This window comes from Pseudomonas sp. H3_E07, assembly GCF_054668895.1.
Map to the genome: position 1 here is coordinate 1660086 of NZ_CP162795.1, position 17508 is coordinate 1677593.

12 protein-coding genes are annotated in these 17508 nt (G+C 57.1%); 5 read left to right on the forward strand and 7 right to left on the reverse strand.

The genetic code is table 11. The features are described from left to right. Positions 1 to 268: 268 nt before the first annotated feature. Both AB4O08_RS07555 and rhlB read left to right on the forward strand, forming a co-directional pair. Positions 269 to 925 (forward strand): alpha/beta hydrolase, encoded by a 657-nt coding sequence (locus AB4O08_RS07555; protein WP_010212955.1) that lies wholly within the window; start codon positions 269 to 271, stop codon positions 923 to 925. A 102-nt stretch (positions 926 to 1027) separates the two neighbouring features. Next, positions 1028 to 2491, forward strand: a complete 1464-nt coding sequence (rhlB, locus tag AB4O08_RS07560) for an ATP-dependent RNA helicase RhlB (RefSeq protein ID WP_010212956.1) — start codon at positions 1028 to 1030, stop codon at positions 2489 to 2491. Positions 2492 to 2606: 115 nt separating this feature from the next. Here the strand turns inward: rhlB and AB4O08_RS07565 are convergent, their stop codons facing one another. From AB4O08_RS07565 to AB4O08_RS07595, 7 genes are all read right to left on the reverse strand, one after another. Next, positions 2607 to 7376: an RHS repeat domain-containing protein gene (locus tag AB4O08_RS07565; RefSeq protein ID WP_460114786.1), complete on the reverse strand. Its 4770-nt coding sequence runs from the start codon at positions 7374 to 7376 to the stop codon at positions 2607 to 2609. Positions 7377 to 7429: 53 nt separating this feature from the next. Then, positions 7430 to 8401: a hypothetical protein gene (locus tag AB4O08_RS07570; protein ID WP_069672386.1), complete on the reverse strand. Its 972-nt coding sequence runs from the start codon at positions 8399 to 8401 to the stop codon at positions 7430 to 7432. A 246-nt stretch (positions 8402 to 8647) separates the two neighbouring features. Beyond that, complete coding sequence (gene moaE / locus AB4O08_RS07575) at positions 8648 to 9097, reverse strand: molybdopterin synthase catalytic subunit MoaE (protein ID WP_069672387.1); 450 nt, start codon at positions 9095 to 9097, stop codon at positions 8648 to 8650. 2 nt (positions 9098 to 9099) lie between these two features. After that, on the reverse strand, positions 9100 to 9342 hold the full coding sequence (moaD, locus tag AB4O08_RS07580; RefSeq protein ID WP_010212960.1) for a molybdopterin converting factor subunit 1: 243 nt from the start codon (positions 9340 to 9342) through the stop codon (positions 9100 to 9102). Beyond that, the gene (gene moaC / locus AB4O08_RS07585; protein WP_010212961.1) at positions 9339 to 9812 is read right to left on the reverse strand and encodes a cyclic pyranopterin monophosphate synthase MoaC; all 474 of its coding nucleotides are present in this window, start codon (positions 9810 to 9812) and stop codon (positions 9339 to 9341) included. Before moaC ends, moaD begins: the two co-directional genes overlap by 4 nt. A gap of 167 nt (positions 9813 to 9979) precedes the next feature. Next, positions 9980 to 11374 (reverse strand): PhoH family protein, encoded by a 1395-nt coding sequence (locus AB4O08_RS07590; protein ID WP_005785025.1) that lies wholly within the window; start codon positions 11372 to 11374, stop codon positions 9980 to 9982. A gap of 339 nt (positions 11375 to 11713) precedes the next feature. Then, the gene (locus AB4O08_RS07595) at positions 11714 to 12838 is read right to left on the reverse strand and encodes a polysaccharide deacetylase family protein (protein ID WP_154847405.1); all 1125 of its coding nucleotides are present in this window, start codon (positions 12836 to 12838) and stop codon (positions 11714 to 11716) included. 169 nt (positions 12839 to 13007) lie between these two features. Between AB4O08_RS07595 and yaaA the strand changes: the two genes are divergently transcribed. The 3 genes from yaaA (at position 13008) to alg8 (ending at position 17505) form a co-directional block, all read left to right on the forward strand. Next, complete coding sequence (gene yaaA, locus AB4O08_RS07600) at positions 13008 to 13787, forward strand: peroxide stress protein YaaA (protein WP_010212966.1); 780 nt, start codon at positions 13008 to 13010, stop codon at positions 13785 to 13787. An 836-nt stretch (positions 13788 to 14623) separates the two neighbouring features. Next, complete coding sequence (locus AB4O08_RS07605; protein WP_010212967.1) at positions 14624 to 15940, forward strand: nucleotide sugar dehydrogenase; 1317 nt, start codon at positions 14624 to 14626, stop codon at positions 15938 to 15940. A gap of 83 nt (positions 15941 to 16023) precedes the next feature. Continuing rightward, the gene (gene alg8, locus AB4O08_RS07610) at positions 16024 to 17505 is read left to right on the forward strand and encodes a mannuronan synthase (RefSeq protein ID WP_032882964.1); all 1482 of its coding nucleotides are present in this window, start codon (positions 16024 to 16026) and stop codon (positions 17503 to 17505) included. The last annotated feature ends 3 nt before the right edge of the window (positions 17506 to 17508 follow it).

Genomic DNA, 17508 nt, shown 5'->3' on the forward strand with positions numbered 1-17508 from the left:
GCTTTTTTTAGGGTCAAGCGGCATGAAGTTGTCGCAGTAATTCCAGCTTGTTTCCTACAAGCGGCATGCACTGATAGTGTTACCGCTTGAGGAAAGTTCTGACATCGACCTACACGTAGCAAGGCGCGTACCAGAGTGCTGGCTGAGCCGTTTCAGCCCATGATCAAGTGCAAAAGATTCAACCTTGCGACATTCTCTTAACAGATCGACAAGCCACGCACCGTTCCGTCGCACTTAATCGGAGCGCACGCACATTAATGGAGCAGACATGACCGACCCCTTGATTCTTCAGCCCGCCAAGCCCGCAGATGCCTGCGTAATCTGGTTGCATGGCCTGGGTGCCGATCGCTACGACTTCCTGCCGGTGGCCGAGGCGCTACAAGAAAGCTTGCTGACCACTCGCTTCGTTTTGCCTCAGGCACCGACCCGTCCGGTGACGATCAACGGGGGCTATGAAATGCCCAGTTGGTACGACATCAAGGCCATGAGCCCGGCCCGTTCGATCAGCCTGGAAGAACTGGAAGCATCATCAAAAATGGTCACGGACCTGATCGAAGCGCAGAAGAGAACCGGAATAGACGCTTCGCGAATTTTCCTCGCCGGTTTTTCCCAGGGCGGCGCCGTGGTTTTCCACACCGCATTCCTGAACTGGGAAGGTCCCTTGGGTGGCGTGATCGCCCTCTCCACCTATGCCCCTACGTTCAGCGACGAGCTGGAATTATCAGCCAGCCAACAGCGCATTCCCGCCCTGTGCCTGCACGGCCAGTACGACGATGTGGTACAGAACGCCATGGGCCGCAGCGCTTACGAGCATTTGAAAACCCGTGGTGTCACCGTGACATGGCAGGAATACCCAATGGGCCACGAAGTGTTACCCGAGGAGATACGCGATATCGGTGCCTGGTTGACCGTTCGCCTGGGCTGAAAACCACAGTTTATGTAGCTGTATGACAGACGCACTACGCCGCGCCCGATTCTTGCATTACACTGGCCGGCGTACATTCCTTAACCAATTAATGAGATCACCGTGCTCAAAGCACTCAAGAAGATGTTCGGCAAAAGCGAGGCTGAGCCGCTCGCGCCTGATTCCAGTGCTCCTGCTCCGACAGCCGGTAGCCGCAATGACGGCAAACAGCCCGCACGGCACGCACCGGCTGCCCAGCCAAAGAAGCCAACGGTGACACCGCCTGAACAGGCAAAGCCGGTTGAACCCGCTGCCGCGCCAGTGGCACCGAAGCCACGTCGCGAACGTGCGCCAACGCCGCCGGTGATCCCATGGAAACTCGAAGACTTCGTCGTCGAGCCGCAGGAAGGCAAGACGCGCTTCCACGATTTCAAATTGGCGCCTGAACTGATGCACGCCATCCAGGACCTGGGATTCCCGTACTGCACACCGATCCAAGCGCAGGTGCTGGGCTTCACCCTGGCCGGCAAAGACGCCATCGGTCGCGCACAGACCGGCACCGGCAAGACCGCCGCGTTCCTGATCTCGATCATTACCCAGTTGCTGCAGACGCCGCCGCCGAAAGAACGCTACATGGGTGAGCCGCGCGCGCTGATCATCGCCCCGACCCGGGAGCTGGTGGTACAGATTGCCAAGGACGCCGCAGACCTGACCAAGTACACCGGCCTTAACGTAATGACGTTCGTCGGCGGCATGGACTTCGATAAACAGCTCAAGCACCTCGAAGCCCGTCACTGCGACATTCTGGTAGCCACGCCGGGCCGACTGCTGGACTTCAACCAGCGCGGCGACGTGCACCTGGACATGGTAGAAGTGATGGTACTGGACGAAGCCGACCGCATGCTCGACATGGGTTTCATCCCACAAGTGCGTCAGATCATTCGTCAGACCCCGCCGAAATCCGAGCGTCAGACCCTGCTGTTCTCCGCGACCTTCACCGAAGACGTGATGAACCTCGCCAAGCAGTGGACCACCGACCCGTCCATCGTCGAGATCGAAGCAGAAAACGTCGCCAGCGAGAACGTCGAGCAGCACATCTATGCCGTGGCCGGTGCCGACAAGTACAAGCTGCTCTACAACCTGGTCAACGACAACGGTTGGGAGCGCGTGATGGTCTTTGCCAACCGCAAGGACGAAGTGCGTCGCATCGAAGAACGCCTGGTGCGTGACGGCGTCAACGCTGCGCAACTGTCGGGCGATGTGCCGCAGCACAAGCGCATCAAGACCCTCGAAGGCTTCCGCGAAGGCAAGATCCGCGTGCTGGTGGCCACCGACGTGGCCGGTCGCGGGATTCACATCGATGGCATCAGCCATGTGATCAACTTCACCCTGCCGGAAGTGCCGGACGATTACGTACACCGTATCGGCCGTACCGGTCGTGCCGGGGCGGCGGGTGTATCGATCAGCTTTGCCGGGGAAGATGACTCGTATCAGTTGCCGTCGATCGAGACGCTGCTGGGGCGCAAGATCAGCTGTGAAACGCCGCCGACGCACCTGTTGCGCCCTGTCGAGCGCAAACGCCCGTAAGCCTGAACCAAGGACGAAGAAGCAGGGCTTTATGTACCTGCTTTTTTGTCCACTATTTCCTGCGGAGCGACATCGCCGCAACGCTTTCCACGTTGCTGATGTGTTTGAATCACCCTTACCGTTGTGGTGCCGCCTGGTAAAGCTCACTCAGGATCGGCTGACGAATACGTAAAGCCTCCTCCCTGAACGCCTGATAAAACCGGTTTGCGGTGTCTGGCATGTCGGCGATGTGCGCCAGCTCCGAACGTGATTGCGACTGCGCCTCACGTCTTTCCCCCTTAGTCGCGTCGTCCACTTCGGAAGGGGAGTCGAGAGCGTCGTAACGCGCCACCAACGAGCGCATCAAATTAGCCGTTCTGACAAATGCTCGTGTGGAACCGAACGCCTTACTGCTAGTGGTCACCGCTTTACCGAATTTAAAGGTTCGACCCAAGATTAATTTGCTCCCACTCCTCAGCGCCTCACGCAGTGGGACGTCGACAACAAAACCAGCTGTGTTCTTCCCTACATCCACCCCCGTCTTCGCCGCGCCATACGCTTTACTCGCAGCCCCCCAGGCGTTGTATCCACTGGCTGACCAACTGGCGATGGAAAAGGAGAAAGACGCCCACCCCAGATTTTTAATGTGATGGGAGCGATCCCATCCGTTTGCGTTATCAACCGCTTCTATACTCAGTGCGGTCACCCCTAAGATGTTGCCAATGACACCCATCGTCGCTCCGACGACGGCTACTATCTGGGCCGAGGTAACGGCGGCTAAACCAGCAGCAGCAATGCCTGCCAAACCTGCCCCCAGTGTCACAACGCCAAACGCCAACGCAGCCCCCGTGAAAGCCCACTTCAACCAGGTCGGCCACAACCCGCTGGGGTCCATCATGTTGGTCGGATTACACGCAGCGTACCCATAACCATTGACCCCACCTTCATCGAAAGGGCTCAGCGGATCAGCCTGCAGAAATATCATCAGGCGCGGGTCATAGGCGCGCACGCCGCTGCCGAGGACGTAGAGGTTGGTCGCTACGTCCAGTCGCTGGCCATTGATTCCAGGTAGTTGCAGGTCGGCCATGCTGCGGGCCTTACCATCGTCCAGCGATATCGTCGTATCGCCATAGGGCGTGTAGTGTCGCCGCACATGAGCCTCGCTTGGGGCGGTTATGCCGCGCACGCTGCCAGAGGCATCGTTGGCATACAACTGCACCCCATCCACCCCACCGCTGAGTGCCATCACTTGATCATCGCCGTTGGCGTAACGGATGGTTTTGTTCCCCTCAACCAGTAGTTCAAGGCGTTCGCCGCTATAGGCCAACCTCACTGGCGGCTCATCGCCCCGGGATGCAACGACCTGTCGGGAGTCGGCATCGTACTGGTAGCTGTACTGGTCGGAACCGGCGTGCACACCTGTCAGTTGCTCAAAGGCATTGTACGTATAGACCTGCCCAGACGGTCCTGCCTGCAGGTTGCCCGCCGCATCGTACGTCAGGGTCACATCTTGTGGTGGTGCCGTATGGGTCAGGCGAGTCAATTGTGTCGGATCGGCGCCGGTGAAAAATCGCTCGCAGATGTCCTGCGTGCCATCGACAAAGGTGGTCACTACGCCGGTGATATTGTTGAGGCCATCTAAGCTGAAGTCCTGCCCGACAATGCCTCTCCCCAAATGATCCTGAGGCTGTTCGAGGCCTTCGCAACGGTAGGTTTTCAACCGTAAGAAAGCGTCGTAGGTGAACGTTTCACCAATCACCACCCGCGAACTCGCGTCTCGAAGAAAGCGGGTCGCCAACAGACTGTTGGCGTGATACGTATTGGTCATCACCTGCAGCAGTACACCGTTCTCCTCGAAGCGGCGTTCGGCTTCCCGTCCCCATGCATCATAAGACACCTTGGTCACCACCGTCGTGTCCTCATAGACCGTGGTCAGGTCCTGAGGCCGGCCAAGGGTATCGTAGCCTTGCTCGATCACCAGGGGCCCGGTGGTGATCCGGGAAAAACGCCCGTAAATATCGTACTCAAGCGTGCTGAGCTGACCATCGGCAGCCGTTTGATACAACAGGCGCCCACCAGGAGAATGGCTATACAGCGCAGTGAGTGACGCACCGTTGGCGGTTTGAATATCCTTTTCTGGATGGCCATTCGCGTCCTGAAAATACTCGTGAATCAGGCCATCGGTTTCCGAGCGGGTCAACATGCTGGTAGTTGCATCATGTCGGTAGGCGCTCACCGGAAGCCCTGTCATCTCTCTACGGATCGGTACACCCAACTCCTTATCGTAAGTCAGCGTCTGACGATGACCCCGTGGGGAAGTCATGGCGACAGGCTCATTCCATCCAGGCTCATACTCCCAGGTTGTGGCCTGCCCCGTCCCGCGCGTCTGACTGGTCAAGCGGCCCAGGCTGTCATAAGTACGGGCCCCCAGACACTTGCCATCGACCGCCAACGCACTGATCATTGCGTCGCTGGTGCCGGGGGCATAGTCCGTTTTTTGCAGCCTTTGCGGCGTGCCATCAAGCGGTATTTCAAGGGTCGTCATTAACCGGTCGAAGGCATCATAGGTAAACTCGGTGCGCTTGTTGCCCATATTATCCAGTACCGACAGGCAGCGCCCCAAGCCATCGTAGGTGCGCGACTCCACTTCGACAGTCGCGCCGCCTGCGTCGAGACGTTCCACTTTTACCGGCTGATTGTGCTCATTGAAGTAACGCCTCAAGCGCTCGCCGCCTTCAACTCCTTCGACCCTGAGGTTGAGCAGTGGATCGTACTCATCGATCTGCACACTGCCATCGGCGCGGGTCACACGACTGGAGTTGCCCCAATGGTTATAGGAGTAGGTGCTTTTCAATGAGCGCTGCCCATCGGTCAGGTAATCGTGCTTGACCACTTCCGATAGTTGCTCCAACGCGTCGTAACGCCACGTTCTGGTGACACGCTCCTGGTCACGGTTGGCACCGATCAATTGAGCTTCGGACACTTGGCGCCCGACACCATCAAAGTAGGTAATGACCTGGTTATTTTGCGCATCAGTGGTGATCAAATGAGCACGTTTTTCCGGCGTCGCAAAATGATAGGCGTAACGCCGCCCGGCTTGCTGGGGTTTGCCGAGAGAAACTGTTTCCGCTGTCAAACGGCCACTGACATCGAACGCCAGATCCAGTGAGCAACCACCGTCTCGAGTCATCGACAGCAACCGCCGATTGACCAGCGAGAGCGTGCGTGCCGACTCAAGCCATTGCCCCTCACGCCCCATCATGCGCCGGGTCTCAACAAGGTTGCCCGCCGCAACGGTGTAGGTGAAGTGACTGGTCAACGCGAGCTCGTCGATTGTATTGGACGTGCTTTTCAATCGACCAACCAACAAGACGGGTGTGTCGTAGTAGGTATGCCGCGTGCTGAACAGGTCAGGTTGAGTCACCGACTCCTGCACCACAAAGTAGCTGTTACCCGTCTGTGGCACACGGGTATGTGTGTACTCGGTGAGTCGTGCGGCTGGCGTATCGCCTGCGGCAACAAGGCGCTCTTGCTTCACGAAGCGCTGGAACAAACCATGGGGGTCGGCCGGACACTTTCCCGCCTCGCCCGCGACCGGGTAATAGCTGCGTTCGACACAAACGCCAGAGGCTTCGGTACGACTTAGCTCGTTGCCATAGTCATCGGTCTCCATGGTTTGCACTTCTTCACGAGCGTTGCCGCCAGCAACCAATTCGAAGCGTCTGACCACCTGCCGAGGCAATTGCAGGTTGGGCGGCTGATCAGGGAACAATTTTCCAGGGAGGATGTTATAGGCAAGACTTGTGGTGGTTCGGGTCCCTTCGCGGGTCACGCGCTCCTCGGTCAACAGGTGGAACTTGTTATAGGTCATGCGGGTGGCATACAACGGGGCATCATTGTTGCTCACATCAATGACCGTCTCTTCGCCCCAATAGGCATAGTCACCGGCAATCAGGTACATGTTTTCTTCACCCGGAGTGAAGCCACCCGAGTAGGGATAACCTGTGAAGTTAGTCCCCGCACTGTAACTGTACTTACGACCGATCGGTGGCTGATTACCCCCCGGGGTTTGCCGCCACCCCACCACGCGCGGGATGTACTGATTGTTTGCGTATTGATGGCCATTCTCTTCGTAGCTGATGAGTGTGTTACCCCCCATCGGTGAGTTGACTTCGCTGATCGCGATGAGGCCGTTGCGAAACGGTCTGTGGTAGACAAATGTATAGGCCGCAGTTTCCGGAGCCTGTGTACGATCGTAAGGGACAGTGACGCGCACTAGTTGGTTGTTAACATTCCCATAGGCAATTCGAGTACGGGCATACCGGCCACCGTCAATCAAAACGTCGGCCTCCACAAGTAAGGCGCCCATGTAGGTCAACACCAACAAGTCTTGCCCTTGATCGTTCTGAATGCGCTCCAACGGCCCCCCCTGGAGATAAGAAAAGCGCAAGCGCTCACCGTTTTCAAACTGAATGGCTGTGATCTTGTAAGGCCCAGAGCTACTCGGGCGCCCTAGGATTTCAAGGGTGCCGTCCTTATAAATCACATGAAGCGTGGACTCGCCGACACGCTGGACCACCAGGTCCTTGAGCTTTCGGTCCTTGATCACCAATGTGCGCCCCACAGACGGCAGCCCATGGGTTTGGTATTGCTCACCTGTCAACAACGTCAGCTTTGAAGTCGCCAGATCAAACTCCGTGTTGTCAAGGCGCCACCCGGCGCCATAGTTACCTGAGACATCTGAGTTCAACAGGGAGAAGGAGAGTGCAATTTCACGACTTATTTCCAACGGCCCCTGCGGGTAGAGTGTGGCCAGTGCAATACGGCAAACGTACTGACCCGTGCGCGTGTCGACAACGCCATTGAGGCGGCTATTGAAGTTAAAAGCATTGGAGTAAACGTTCATAAAAGTGAAAGCCCCTATTCAAAATAGATGCGCGTCACAACCCCAATCAACAACTAAGTTCTTAACACCAGCACATTTCCTTTGTCGGTGAAGCCAATATAAAAAACGTGCTCACACCCATAGTTATCCCACAGACGCCATCCACTTTGCCGGTTGTCATCGGGAGTATTGATCCACCCTCTATATCGCGCAGCACGCATAATGGTAGACATCTTATTATAAAGAACCTCCCCCGAACCATTGTCCTTCTGAATTTTATCCACTGTTAACCTACCGCTCTCAACCATTACAACACCACCTTTAAACCGGATCCCATCGTTCGTATGCTGAACATACGAGGTATGAAAATGTGACCCTTCTCCCTCGACAACCACGGGCGAATCCAAACCCCGATTTTCAACAAAACGAATACCTTTAACGGTTGGCGTCATATAATAGATATCTATATCGACTTTATTGTGGTTGTGGGAGTACGCATCAAGGTCGACATAGGTACTCAGCTCGTTAATCTCTAACCGGTAGGGTCTAGTGAGTTGGATATCCACGTAACTCTGAAAGGGTACCCCCCCCACCGATCCATTGGTGGTATACGTTTTTCCCCCTACGTAAATTTTTGCCATTAACCTTTCGGTCCCTATGGACGCGCTCGTACCGGCTCTCATATACAACTTTATCAATTCAAAACTGCTGTCAACAGGGTCGAATTCTGCCCTAGGCTCTTCCGCGGAGTCTTCCGTGCCTAGCGGCCGCAGGCCTACGTCGAATTGGTTTTTAGTTTTATCGCACGACCACCCCCGAGGAAGTACGGATTCAGGGAAACCATAAGCCGTAATTGTTGCGCTATTGCGCTCAGTTGTAGTTAACGGAGTTTCAATGTAGCTGCCATTGGCATCTTCGACTTCTTTCTTTATCAATATATTTAACTGGCATTGATGCCGACCGTTGGCATAAAGCTCATTAGTCCAGTTCTGCCCGTTAGGCAGCTTCACCTCAAAGGCTCTTATAACAATGTCGCCCGCGGCCATAACGCTCTCCTTCACGCATGCCTCATGCTGTCGCACTGGCGGCATGACCATCAAAGTAAATTTAACTACCTAGACTTATTTAATATTCAGCGCGGCACCGTGCCTACTGTCAGAACTGACAGGCAAGCGGTGTTTTTCAGATTAGTTTTGAATTAAAAGACTGTCGCTCAGAGCGTTTCAACTGAGCCATGCGCTCAAACCTCGTTATCACCTTGAGCATGTATTAACGAGGTTTTTAACCTTGCATTACTTCCAGCGCAGCGCCGCATCATGGTCGCTACTGCGACCTTCTACCCAGCGGGGGCCCTGAGGCGTATTTTCCTTCTTCCAGAACGGCGCCCGCGTCTTCAAGTAATCCATCACAAACGCACAGGCATCAAACGCTGCCTGACGATGGGCACTGGCTGCCGCGACAAACACAATCGGCTCGCCCGGCTCCAGCGCGCCGATGCGGTGAAGCACTTCCAGCTTGAGCAACGGCCAGCGCTGCTCGGCTTCGACGGTGATCTTGGCCAGGGCTTTTTCGGTCATGCCGGGGTAGTGTTCAAGGAACATTCCCGCCACATCCAGGCCGTCGTTGAAGTCGCGCACATAGCCGACAAAGCTCACCACCGCCCCCACGCCGACATTGGCCGCGTGCATGGCATTCACCTCGACGCCCGGATCAAACGCCTGGGCTTGCACACGAACGGCCATGGTCAGCCTCCCGTCACGGGGGGGAAGAACGCCACGTCGTCACCTGCCTGCACCGGTTCCTCGAGGTCGCACAACTCTTCGTTGCGCGCGCACATCAGGCTGGTCTCGTTGAGTACCGCAAACGCAGGGTCGCTGGCCAACGCGAGGCGCACAGCATCGACGGTGGCGAAATCGCCCTCCATCTCCAGCGAATCAAAGCCCACGGCCTCTGCGTAACGTGCAAAAAACAATACGTTGATGCTCATGCCTGATCCGCCTTGAAATGCCCGCTTTTACCGCCGAGCTTTTCCAGCAGGCGGATGTTTTCGATGGTCATGCCGCGGTCCACGGCCTTGCACATGTCGTAGAGGGTCAATGCGGCGACACTGGCGGCCGTCAGCGCTTCCATCTCCACGCCGGTCTGCCCCGAGAGTTTGCAGCGCGCCACAATGTGTACGGAGTCTGCGCCCTCGGCGCTCAATTCGACCTTGACGCCGGTCAGCATCAGCGGATGGCACAGCGGGATAAGGTCACTGGTTTTTTTCGCGGCCTGGATCCCGGCAATGCGGGCCACGGCAAACACGTCGCCCTTGGGATGGGCGCCGTCGACAATCATTTGCAGGGTCTCGGGCAACATGCGCACGCGCGCTTCGGCCACCGCCTCGCGGAACGTCACGGACTTGTCGGTGACGTCGACCATATGGGCGCGACCTTGGGAATCGAGATGAGTCAGCACGGGGATACTCCTGATCAGGAGCGTCGATTGTAAACCTAACACCGATCAAAATGTGGCAGCAGCCTTACGTGAGAGCGGACTTGCTCGCGAATGCGGCGTGTCAGCCAATAAAGCCGGCGACTGACACACCGTTTTCGCGAGCAAGCCCGCTCCCACAGTGATTGCGTTTACAAATGCGATTCGGCGTATTCAGCCAGAATCGAACGAGGTACCCCTTGCAGCGCAATATGCACGCCGTTCGGGAAGTCCTTGAAGCGTTCCGTCAGGTAGGTCAGCCCGGAGCTGGTCGCGGACAGGTAAGGGGTGTCGATCTGTGCCAGGTTACCCAGGCACACCACTTTGGAACCGGCGCCGGCACGGGTAATGATGGTTTTCATCTGGTGCGGGGTGAGGTTCTGGCATTCATCGATCAAAATCAGGCTCTGCTGGAAGCTGCGACCTCGGATGTAGTTGAGGGATTTGAACTGCAACGGCACTTTGCTGAGGATGTAGTCGACGCTGCCATGGGTGTTTTCGTCATCCATGTGCAAGGCTTCGAGGTTGTCGGTAATCGCCCCCAGCCACGGTTCCATTTTTTCCGCTTCGGTGCCGGGCAGGAAGCCGATTTCCTGGTCCAGGCCCTGCACACTGCGGGTGGCGATGATGCGGCGATAGCGCTTGGTCACCATGGTCTGCTCGATGGCGGCAGCCAGGGCAAGAATGGTTTTACCGGAACCGGCAGCACCGGTCAGGTTGACCAGGTGGATGTCCGGGTCGAGCAGCGCATACAGCGCCAGGCTCTGGTAGATGTCACGCGGTTTCAGGCCCCAGGCTTCCTGGTGCAACAGGGGTTCCTGATGCAGGTCGAGGATCAGCAGCTTGTCGACCTGGATCTCTTTGATCCAGCCCACGAAGCCTTGTTCGTCGACGATGAATTCATTGATGTGCACGGCCGGCAGGTTGTCGATCAACTGCACCTGGTGCCAAGTGCGGCCATGGTCCTGGCGGGTTTCGACCTTGCTGACGCGGTCCCAGAATGAGCCAGTCATCATGTGATAACCACGGGACAGCATCGACACGTCGTCGACCAGTTGGTCGGTACTGTAGTCCTCGGCCGCGATCCCACACGCTCGGGCCTTGAGACGCATATTGATGTCTTTGGTCACCAGCACCACGCGCAGGTCCTTGTCGCGGGCGTGCAGGTCGATCAATTGGTTGATGATTTTGTTGTCGTTCAGATTCTCCGGCAGCAGGCTGTTGGGCTCGCTGCGCTTGCTCATCAGAATCGACAGCAAGCCCTTGGGCCCGCTTTTGCCGCGCTGGATCGGTACGCCGACTTCGACGTCCTCCGGCGACGCTTCGCCCAATGTCTTGTCGATCAGGCGGATGGCCTGGCGGCATTCGGCGGCAACGCTGTGGTGCCCACTTTTGAGTTTGTCGAGCTCCTCAAGCACGATCATCGGGATGGCGACGTGGTGTTCTTCGAAGTTGAGCAGTGCGTTTGGATCGTGAATCAGTACGTTGGTATCAAGCACATAAAGGATTGGCTGGTCGGAAGAAGGGTTACGTCCATGATCATCCATACTCGGTCACCTTTGTGGGAGCCAGTCGACGCAATACCTGGGCGGTGCTGCGCCTCGATTCGACCACCGACTGCACCTGAGTGACGTCAAGCGCAGTGCCCACCTGAGGAGTCTTGGAAGACGCCACCTGTGCTGCAGGTTTCGGCGATCTGACTTCGTAATACCGCAAAACGTGTGACAGAAAAAAGCACTTTGACGTTTTTTTGAAGTTTATTTTTCAGGATGACGAATAGCACTAGCCGCGTGCCACGTACCCCGCTAAAGTCGGAAGTCCGCCTGCATCGAAATCTCGCACGAAATCACCCCGAAATCGCCTTACACCCAACAGGGCCGGGCACTTCAGCGAAATGCCTCCCGGCAGTCCTGCCAACCCAGACCACTCTGCGCCGTCGCCTGCAACAGCATGGGTAATGCTACCCGCGCCTTGTCCTGGGTGTCGTGAAACACAATCACGCCTTTGCGCCACAGCAGCATCAACGTCAGCACCCGCTGCGCCGACTCATCGGCCTTGAGCTTGCCCGGCTCGTCCTGGGAATCGATGTCCCACAATGCCACTTGCAAGCCTTGGGCTTGAAAGAAACCCTGGCTGTCTGCGCGACGTTGACCATAGGGAGGACGGAACAGCGGCACGTAGTTTTCCGGCATCAGGTTTTGCGCCAGTGTCGCGCTGCGGGTGATGGAACTCTGCCAGTCCACCCAATGGCTGTGGGAGCGGTACTGCCAACCTTGGGTGCCCACGCACTGGCCCTGGTACAGCGCCTGCACATCGGCAACCGAACTGCGTTCGACACGGGTTTGCAGGCTGCTGCCGAGGGCGAAGAACGTGGCGTTCATCTTCTGCTTGCGCAGGTAGTCGGTGAGCCAGTCGGTATTGCCGCTGACCGGGGCCGGGCCGCCGTCGAAGGTCAGCAGGAACAGGCGGTCGTTGAATTCATCGCCATTACGCTCATGGTCGCCAAAGCGCGCGATTTCGCTGCTGATCTGCGGGAACAGCGCGGCCTTGCGCAGCAGCTCGTCCAGATAGCGCTCATGAAAGTGCCGGCTGGGGTCGGCCCAGCCTATATAGAAGGAATCTGCACTGACCTCGAACTTGCCCGCCTGCTCGCGCAGGTCGTCCATGCTCTCTACCAGGTAGCAGAATGAGGCATCTACCTCGCAGCTCTGCTGGGCAAAGGTGTAGTTCTCCAACAATCGCTGCCAGAGCTGGCGACGCAGGTCGTCAATGGCGGAGAGGTTAATGATCTTCAGGCCCAGGCGCTGCTTGAGCGCGGCTTCGTCCTGATTCTCGCTGGCCAGCAGGCTGTGGGCGAACATCAGGATTTCGGCGCGTGAGGCCACGTCGAACAACGCCGGGCTGCCGAGTTTTTCGGGCCAGGTGCCACGGTCCAGGCTGGCCACATCCACGGGCGCCGCCCGGGCATTCAGGCACAACATACAAGCCAACAACAAAAGCGCTATTCGCACACGGGGTCTCCCTCTCCAGAGTCACCGGCCATCATAGCGGACTAACTGCCGATTATCGTCGGCGCGCGCTTGCTCGCGCCTACAGAAATCGGGGTATCTATGGGCTTCATAGGTGGAGTCAAAACGCCCCAGCCCCTAGAATCCCTTCACGATTACAGGAGACGACTTCATGCTGATGGTGATTTCACCCGCCAAGACCCTCGATTTCGAGACCGCGCCTGCGACCCAGCGCTTTACACAGCCGCAGTACCTGGACCACTCTCAGGAGCTCATCGAGCAACTGCGCGAGTTCAGCCCGGCGCAAATCAGCGAATTGATGCACGTATCCGACAAGATCGGCGGCCTCAACGCCGCCCGTTTCGGCAGCTGGACCCCGGCGTTCACCCCCGCCAATGCCAAGCAAGCGCTGCTGGCGTTCAAAGGCGACGTATACACCGGGCTGAATGCCGACACTTTCAGCGATGCCGACTTCTCCTACGCCCAGGACCACCTGCGCATGCTCTCGGGCCTGTACGGTCTGCTGCGCCCCCTGGACTTGATGATGCCGTACCGCCTGGAGATGGGCACCAAGCTGCCCAATGCCCGTGGCAAGGACCTGTACGCGTTCTGGGGCACACGTATCAGCGAATGGCTGAACGAAGCGTTGGCTGAACAAGGCGATGACGTTCTGTTGAACCTGGCCTCCAACGAGTACTTCTCGGCGGTCAAGCGTACGGCCCTGAACGCGCGGATCATCAACACCGAGTTCAAGGACCTGAAGAACGGCCAGTACAAGATCATCAGCTTCTATGCCAAGAAAGCACGGGGCATGATGAGCCGCTTTGTGATCGAAGAACGCATCAATGACCCGGCCAAGCTCAAGGCGTTTGATGTGCAGGGTTACCGCTTCAATGCCGAGCAATCGAAGCCGGATAACCTGGTGTTTTTGCGCGATCACGCACCGGAATAAGGCGGCTCCGCCCGTCATCGCACGGAATATCAACTGTGGGAGCAGGTAAGCCAGCTCCCACTTTTTTTATCCAGCTCACTCAGAAAATAGTCATTATTTTGACGTCAAAAAATATTCCTAAACCTCTCTGACAATTCTTTCACTCGACATTCGTCGTTTTTTTTCGTAGTGGCACCACTTTTTTTAAAACGTAGTGGCACAAAACTATCTCCCTGTACCAACGCCCCACAACTACTGGCCCAAGTAGCAAGTGCTATCAATATAGTACCAGTGCCATCTTTACTAATATTTCAAGAAATTTCCGGAAACAGGATGAGCGGCCTGGAACTTCGTCTAAACGCACGGCTCATACCACCGGTAACGAAATTCTCTGTTTCTGTAGGAGATGACTTACACCATGACCCAAGGAAGTAGCAAAGTTGCCCCATCAACTTTGACTCATGGGTCATAACATCAACTGATATGAGTTGAGGGCGGCGATAAGGATGAATTGCTATCCCCTATAGGCCAAGGGAGCGCTTACCCAAATGTGTCAGTGATGACACCCAAGGTGTTGATAGTTAAAGGCTTAAAGCTTCTATCTGCACCCTGAGGCACTGGCGTCGGCACCTTCCACCAGGAAGGCCGGCTGCATTTCAGGGCAAGCCCCAATAACAAGGCCAAGTTGCGCACAACTTGAGTGCAATAGTTAGTCACTCACTAATTAACATGCCTGTACGCGGTAAGTCGGCGTCTATTCGCCCAACTTCCGTGGCATCAGTGACGCTTGCAAACATGAACTCCGGCCATTAATTGGCATGATTAATACAGTCTTCAATGACAAAGAGGTAAATGCGATGCGCATCAGCATATTTGGTCTCGGTTACGTTGGCGCAGTATGTGCCGGTTGCTTGTCTGCCCGTGGCCACGAAGTGGTTGGCGTAGACATCTCCAAGGACAAGATTGACCTGATCAATGCCGGCAAATCGCCAATCGTTGAACCGGGTCTGGGCGAGTTGTTGAGCCAGGGTATCGAAACCGGCCGACTACGCGGCACGACCAACTTCGCCGAAGCCATCCGTGATACCGACCTGTCGATGATTTGCGTCGGTACGCCGAGCAAGAAAAACGGCGATCTGGAACTGGACTACATCGAAGCGGTATGCCGCGAAATCGGCCTGGTCCTGCGTGACAAAGCCACCCGCCACACCGTGGTCGTGCGCAGCACCGTACTGCCGGGCACCGTGGCCAACGTGGTAATCCCGATTCTCGAAGACTGCTCCGGCAAAAAAGCCGGCGTCGACTTCGGTGTCGCGGTCAACCCGGAATTCCTGCGTGAATCCACCGCCATCGCCGACTACGACCTGCCACCGATGACGGTCATTGGCGAATTCGACAAAGCCTCCGGCGATGTCCTGCAGTCGCTGTACGAAGAACTCGACGCACCGATCATCCGCAAGGACATCGCCGTTGCCGAGATGATCAAGTACACCTGCAACGTGTGGCACGCCACCAAAGTGACCTTCGCCAACGAGATCGGCAACATTGCCAAGGCCGTCGGCGTCGACGGTCGCGAAGTGATGGAAGTGGTTTGCCAGGACAAGACCCTCAACCTGTCCCAGTACTACATGCGCCCTGGCTTCGCCTTCGGTGGTTCGTGCCTGCCTAAAGACGTGCGTGCCCTCACCTACCGCGCCAGTTCCCTGGATGTGGAAGCACCGCTGCTCAACTCGCTGATGCGCAGCAACGAATCCCAGGTACAGAACGCCTTCGACATCGTTTCCAGCCACGATAAACGCAAAGTCGCGCTGCTGGGCCTGAGCTTCAAGGCCGGCACCGATGACCTGCGCGAAAGCCCATTGGTGGAGCTGGCCGAAATGCTGATCGGCAAAGGCTTCGATCTGAGCATCTACGACAGCAACGTCGAGTACGCCCGTGTCCACGGCGCGAACAAAGACTACATCGAAGGCAAGATCCCGCACGTGTCGTCCCTGCTCAACTCGGACTTCGACGACGTGATCAACAACTCCGACGTGATCATCCTGGGCAACCGCGATGAGAAGTTCCGTGCCCTGGCGCATAACGCACCGCACGGCAAGCAAGTGATCGACCTGGTGGGCTTCATGGCCAATGCCACCAGCGCCGGTAGCCGCACCGAAGGTATTTGCTGGTAAGAGCAACGGCAAGTTCCGGGCTGCAAGCGTACCCATCCCCAGCGCTTGCAGCCTGGAGCCTTCTTCACCTTCGGATGACGCTTATGTCCAAGTTAAAACACGTACTGCTCCAATCCGCCGGCTGGCTGTTCTTTCTGAGCCTGCTGATGGGACTCGCCCTGCTTTTGCCGGCGAGTACGTTCGACTCCGAGTCGAAGAATTTTATTTTCCTGATTGGCGCCGTCGGCATCTGGCGCTACTCGATGGGTGCTACGCATTTCTTTCGCGGCATGCTGTTTCTCTACGTGGTCTACCCACACCTGCGCCGTAAAGTGCGCAAGCTGGGCAAAGCTGCCGACCCATCCCATGTGTTCCTGATGGTCACCAGTTTCCGTATCGATGCGCTGACCACCGCGCAGGTCTACAGCTCGGTGATCCGTGAAGCCATCGAATGTGGCTTTCCCACCACCGTGGTCTGCTCGCTGGTGGAAATGTCCGATGAGCTGCTGGTGAAAAGCCTGTGGGAACGCATGAACCCGCCGGAACATGTGAAGCTCGATTTTGTGCGTATCGCCGGTACCGGCAAGCGCGACGGCCTGGCCTTCGGTTTCCGCGCCATCTCCCGCCACCTGCCGGATGACCGCGCAGTGGTTGCGGTGATCGATGGCGACACCGTGCTCGCCGAAGGCGTGGTACGCAAAACCGTGCCGTGGTTCCAGCTGTTCGACAATGTCGGCGGCCTGACCACCAACGAGTTCTGCGAAGTGCGCGGCGGCTACATCATGAGCGAGTGGCACAAGCTGCGCTTCGCCCAGCGCCACATCAACATGTGCTCCATGGCCCTGTCCAAGCGCGTACTGACCATGACCGGTCGTATGTCAGTGTTCCGCGCCAGTGTAGTGACCGACCCGGGCTTTATCGCCGACGTGGAAAGCGACTCGCTGCAACACTGGCGCCTGGGCCGCTTCAAGTTCCTGACCGGTGATGACAAGTCCAGCTGGTTCAGCCTGATGCGCCTGGGCTACGACACGTTCTACGTGCCGGACGCGGCGATCCACACCGTGGAACACCCGCCGGAAAAGAGCTTCATCAAGGCCAGCCGCAAACTGATGTTCCGCTGGTACGGCAACAACCTGCGCCAGAACTCCCGTGCCCTGGGCCTGGGTATGCGTCGGTTGGGCCTGTTCACCAGCATCGTGTTGTTCGACCAGCGCGTCTCGATGTGGACCTCCCTGCTCGGCCTGACCGTGGCAATTATCGCCACCTTCAAGTACGGCGGCGCGTTCATCCTCGCGTACCTGCTGTGGATCGGCATCACCCGTCTGATTCTGACCCTGCTGCTGTCGTGCTCCGGCCACAAGATCGGCCCGGCGTACCCGGTGATTCTCTATTACAACCAGATCATGGGCGCGCTGGTGAAGATCTACGTGTTCTTCCGCCTTGATCAACAGTCCTGGACCCGCCAGGACACCAAACTGACCCGCGATTTGGCCAGCTTTCAACGTTGGTTCAACACCTGGTCGTCTCGGACCATGACCTTCTCCGCCGGCAGCATTTTCGTCGCCGTGTTGCTGATGATGGTCTGACCC